This window comes from Bacteroidota bacterium, assembly GCA_030706565.1.
Classification (GTDB): domain Bacteria; phylum Bacteroidota; class Bacteroidia; order Bacteroidales; family JAUZOH01; genus JAUZOH01.
This window is the reverse complement of record JAUZOH010000293.1, coordinates 1-4827: the sequence shown is the minus strand read 5'-3', so window position 1 is coordinate 4827 and position 4827 is coordinate 1. Positions and strand designations below refer to the sequence as shown.

At 39.8% G+C, this 4827-nt stretch carries 2 protein-coding genes; both read left to right on the top strand.

Annotated elements, in window-relative coordinates; genetic code table 11:
* The first annotated feature begins 72 nt into the window (after window positions 1-72).
* Complete coding sequence (locus tag Q8907_12785; protein MDP4275145.1) at window positions 73-3168, top strand: TonB-dependent receptor; 3096 nt, start codon at window positions 73-75, stop codon at window positions 3166-3168.
* Between the two features lie 11 nt (window positions 3169-3179).
* On the top strand, window positions 3180-4827 hold a 1648-nt coding region (locus Q8907_12780; GenBank protein ID MDP4275144.1), incomplete at its 3' end, for a RagB/SusD family nutrient uptake outer membrane protein.

Here is a 4827-nt window from a genome sequence, read left to right as displayed (position 1 = left end):
TGCTTGAGGGTAAGTCTATATTTTATCATTATTTGATAATTAGTAAATAAAGTCTGATTAATTAAAAGAAAAATGAAAAAAAAATTACTAAACAGAAAGTTATTGTTTCTGACAGGATTTTTGTTCTCATTGATGATTTGCTCTGGTTTTTCTGTGTTTGCCCAGAATAAAACGATCAAAGGGGTCGTCGTTGATGAGAAAAAAGTACCTGTAGATGGAGCGACAGTGACGATAAAAGGGAATACGTCAGGTTCGACAATAACAAATGAAAGGGGAGAGTTCTTTTTAAATATTCCATCCCAAGGTAAGCATACACTGATTATTTCCTTTGTGGGAATGGAAACGCAGGAAGTAAATGCGACAGAAAACGGCATCATTAATGTGGTTATGAAATCAAGCAGTGTTGTTTTAAAAGATGTAGTTGTTGTCGGTTATGGAGTACAGAAAAAAGAAAGTGTCGTGGGCGCTATTGCTCAAACAACCAGTAAGGTCCTGGAAAGGACAGGTGGTGTTTCTAATATAGGCGCTGCACTGACAGGAAATTTACCCGGTATCATTACTTTACAAAGTTCTGGTGCTCCGGGCCAGGAAGATCCAACCATTTATATACGTGGTCAAGGCACCTGGAATTCTTCAAGCCCGCTTATTCTGGTTGACGGTATTGAACGTTCTATGACAGGCCTTGATGTTAATTCTGTGGCCAGCATATCAGTTTTGAAAGATGCTTCAGCCACGGCTGTATTCGGTGTGAAAGGTGCAAATGGGGTTATCCTGATTACAACCAAACGTGGTTCTGAAGGTAAAGCGCACATTAGCATCACTTCCAATACCACGGTGAAGATTCCTTCAACTTTGCGTAAAAAATATGATTCATTCGATGCTCTTCGGATACGTAATATGGCCATTGAAAATGAATTGGGCCTTAATTCTTCTTCATGGAGTTCTGAAACTCCCTATGCTGAATTATATAAATACCGTTATCCTTCAAGTCTTGATGAAGCAGAAAGATATCCTAATGTAAACTGGCAAAAGGTAGAATTTAAACCTTATGCTATGTCATATAACGAAAATATTTCTGTTTCTGGGGGTACTTCATTTGTGAAATATTATACCGCAATGGATTTTCAAAATGAAGGTGATATTATGAGAGTATTGGATAATAGTAAAGGATATACTCCTGGATATAGTTATAACCGTTTAAATATTCGCAGTAACCTCGATTTTACGCTGACAAAGACCACCAAGCTTTCCGTAAACTTATCAGGTATTTATGCCTTAACCCAGAGTACAAATGTTGGATCTGGCTGGTTTGAATCCACCTTATGGTTGGCTGCTTATTCCATGGCTCCTGATGTTTTCCCGGTTAAATATAACGATGGTTATTGGGGATATTATTCAAGGGATAATGTCACGGCTATAAATTCTCTTGCAAGTTATGCCAATGGCGGTGTGAACAAGTCAAAGAATACTCAGATAAATACCGATTTCTCTCTTACCCAGGATTTGGGTATGTTCGTTAAAGGTTTGAGCTTGAGGGGAACTTTGGCATTGGACAATAGTTTTAATTCGTACGGAGGTATTTCTGACGGAGGCGGATATTATCAGAAGTGGATTTCTCCCACTGGTGAGGTGCATTATCCGCAGGTATTAGGTACTAATTTTTATGACTATATCGTTGGACGTTGGAGTCTTAACGCTGATGCTATGAGTGACGGATCAACTTATAGAAGTAATTTCTACCAGGCACAACTTAACTATGCAAGAAGATTTAATAAACACGATGTAAGCGCAATGGGCCTTTTTAGCCGGCATGAAAATGCTTATGGGAGTGTATTCCCAAGTTATCGTGAAGACTGGGTCGGCAGGGTAACTTATAACTATGCCGGTAAATATTTTGCTGAATTTAATGGAGGTTATAACGGTTCTGAAAAATTTAGTACAGATTACCGTTTCCACTTCTTCCCCTCTGGTGCTATAGGCTGGATGTTGAGTGAAGAAAGTTTCCTCAAAAATACAAGATGGATAGACAGGATTAAACTTCGTGGTTCTCTTGGACTCGTTGGTAGTGATAACGCCGGAGCACGTTGGGAATATATGACTCAGTGGGGTACTGGTGGCAATAGCCTGTTGGGGGCATATTGGTGGAATGGAAGCCCATACAACTGGTATAATGAATCTGTAATTGGTAACCCGGATCTTCACTGGGAAACTGCTAGAAAAACTAATGTAGGTATTGATTATGGATTCTTCAAAGGATTAATCGATGGTAGCTTTGATTATTTCCATGATTATCGTTATGATATTGTGATTGGCGGCGGCAGCAGGGCCATTCCTGCCTATTTCGGCGGAACTGCACCAGATGCCAACCTGGGTAAGGTAAAGGTTGACGGATTTGAACTTGAACTGAGATTGAACAAGAGTTTAAGTAATGGAATGCATTTTTGGGGCGATTTTAATATGACCAGTGCAAAAGATAAGATTATTGATGAAGATGATGCACAGTTATTGCCGGCATATCAGAAACAGGCTCAGCACCGTATCGGCCAGACTTATTCACAGGTTACCAACGGATTTTATAACAACTGGGACCAGGTTTACGGAAGTACTCAGTTAAATGCCAACGATCAGTTTAAATTACCGGGTAACTATAATATCATTGATTTTAATGGTGATGGCGTAATAGACGATAAAGATAATATTCCATACAGTTATCCTAGCAGACCACAGCGTACTTATAGCTATACAGTAGGTTTCGATTATAAACACTTTAGTTGTTTCCTGCAGTTCTATGCCGTGAACGATGTTACCCAAAGTATCTATTTATCGAATTTCCCCAAACAGACAGATGCTGTTTTTGATCAGGGGGCTTATTGGACCAAAACCAGCCAAAATGCACAATCCTTCGTGCCACGCTGGATGAGTACCTGGACAAGTTACGGGAATTATTATCTGGTAGATGGTTCTTATGTAAGGTTAAAGACTGCCGAAGTGGCTTATACTATTGACTCTAATAAGATTAAAAAAGTGGGCATAAACTCTTTGAAAATTTATGTTAATGGCAATGACCTGTTTTTATGGTCACATATGCCGGATGACAGAGAAGCAGGAGGGGGTGGCGTTTATCCTCTTGTGAAACGTATAAATTTTGGAGTAAATATTGTTCTATAATAATTATAAATATGAAAAAAAGTATTAGAAATTTAATATTTGGCAGTATTATTTCAATAAGTGTTGGGCTATTGCTTTCTTCTTGCAACTCTTATTTGGATAAAGCGCCAGAATCAACAATCTCTACTCAGGAGGTTTTCGGTACTTTTAAAAGTTTTCAGGGATTTGTTGAAGAACTTTATAATTGTACTCCCGATTACACTAAATCAACCTGGGATATAGACTGGAATATTGCAGATGAAATTTTACCTACTCAAAATGTTGACTGGAGACTGGTTAACCATTTTGATAACGGTGATTATTGGTACTGGTATACTACTGCCTGGGGATGGAATCAAAGTTATCTGATGAAAAGCGGTGCAAATACCGGCTCCTGGGATGCTATGGCGAAAGGACTTTGGCCATTATCCTGGTATGGAATTCGGAAAGCAAATGTTGGTCTGGCTAACCTGGACAAACTTACCGGAGTAACTGATGATGAAAAGAATGTTATTAAAGGCCAGTTGTTATTTTTCCGCGGCTTGTTCCATTTTCAACTCATGAGTTATTGGGGCGGATTACCTTATATTGACACCGTTTTAAATGCAAATTCTAAAATGCAATTGCCCAGGTTAAGTTATAGGGATTGTGCTCTAAAAGCTGCTAAGGATTTGGCTGCATCAGTTGACCTTCTACCCTCTAACTGGGACAATGCCCCCTACGGACAAGCTACTACAGGAAACAATAATCAACGGGTAACCAAGTCAATGGCTTATGCATTCCTGGGCAAGGATCTGCTTTATGCTGCCAGTCCTTTGATGAATAAAGGGGTGACGGGTACACCTACAGACTATGATGCTGATTTGTGCAAACAAGCCGCCCAGGCATTTTATAATTGCCTGCATTTATCCTATACCGGCGAGGCTTATTATAAATTAGCGGATTGGTCCAATTATTCAAAACTTTTTTATACCCTTGACAATAGTATACCAGGTTATCCCGAGGTTTTATGGGCTGCTCCATCCTATGGCTGGCTGGGCTGTTCAAATTCCGGCATTTATGTAAGCATAAACGGATCAAATGGAGTATCTCCAACAGCAAATTATATTGATAATTATGGTATGGCCAGCGGATTGCCGATTGACGATCCTGCCTCCGGATATAATCCTGCTGATCCCTGGACCGGGAGAGATCCCCGTTTCTATAATAATTTCGTCTATAATTGGCAAAAAATTGTTCAGGGGGGAAGTGCCAGCCTTGATTCTACTATACGTTATGCTTCCCTCTATAACGGAGGATATTGGCGTAATGATCTAAGCCATAGTGTAACAGGATATATGCTCAAAAAATTTGTCCCGTTAACAGTCAACAGTATAGATAACGGACCCGGACCTAGAGTCGCCGATAATTATTTGCGTTTGGCTGATGTATATTTAATGTATGCTGAAGCGGTGGCTTATGGCTGGGGTGATCCTAAGAGCTATGGCCCTAGCGCCGGTAAAGATTTACAATTAACTGCTGTAGATGCTTTTAATAAGGTAAGACAAAGGGCTGGAGTTGGCAATATCGCTGATAAATTCACTACTTCTACTGAAGCATTTAAACAGGAGTTAATTCGGGAAAGAGCTGTTGAGTTCGCATACGAAGCCAATATCCGTTGGATGGATTTGCGCAGATGGT

Excerpts from the sequence above, each read along its gene's own strand:
- Q8907_12785 (MDP4275145.1), top strand. The coding sequence starts at position 73 with ATGAAAAAAAAATTACTAAACAGAAAGTTATTGTTTCTGACAGGATTT.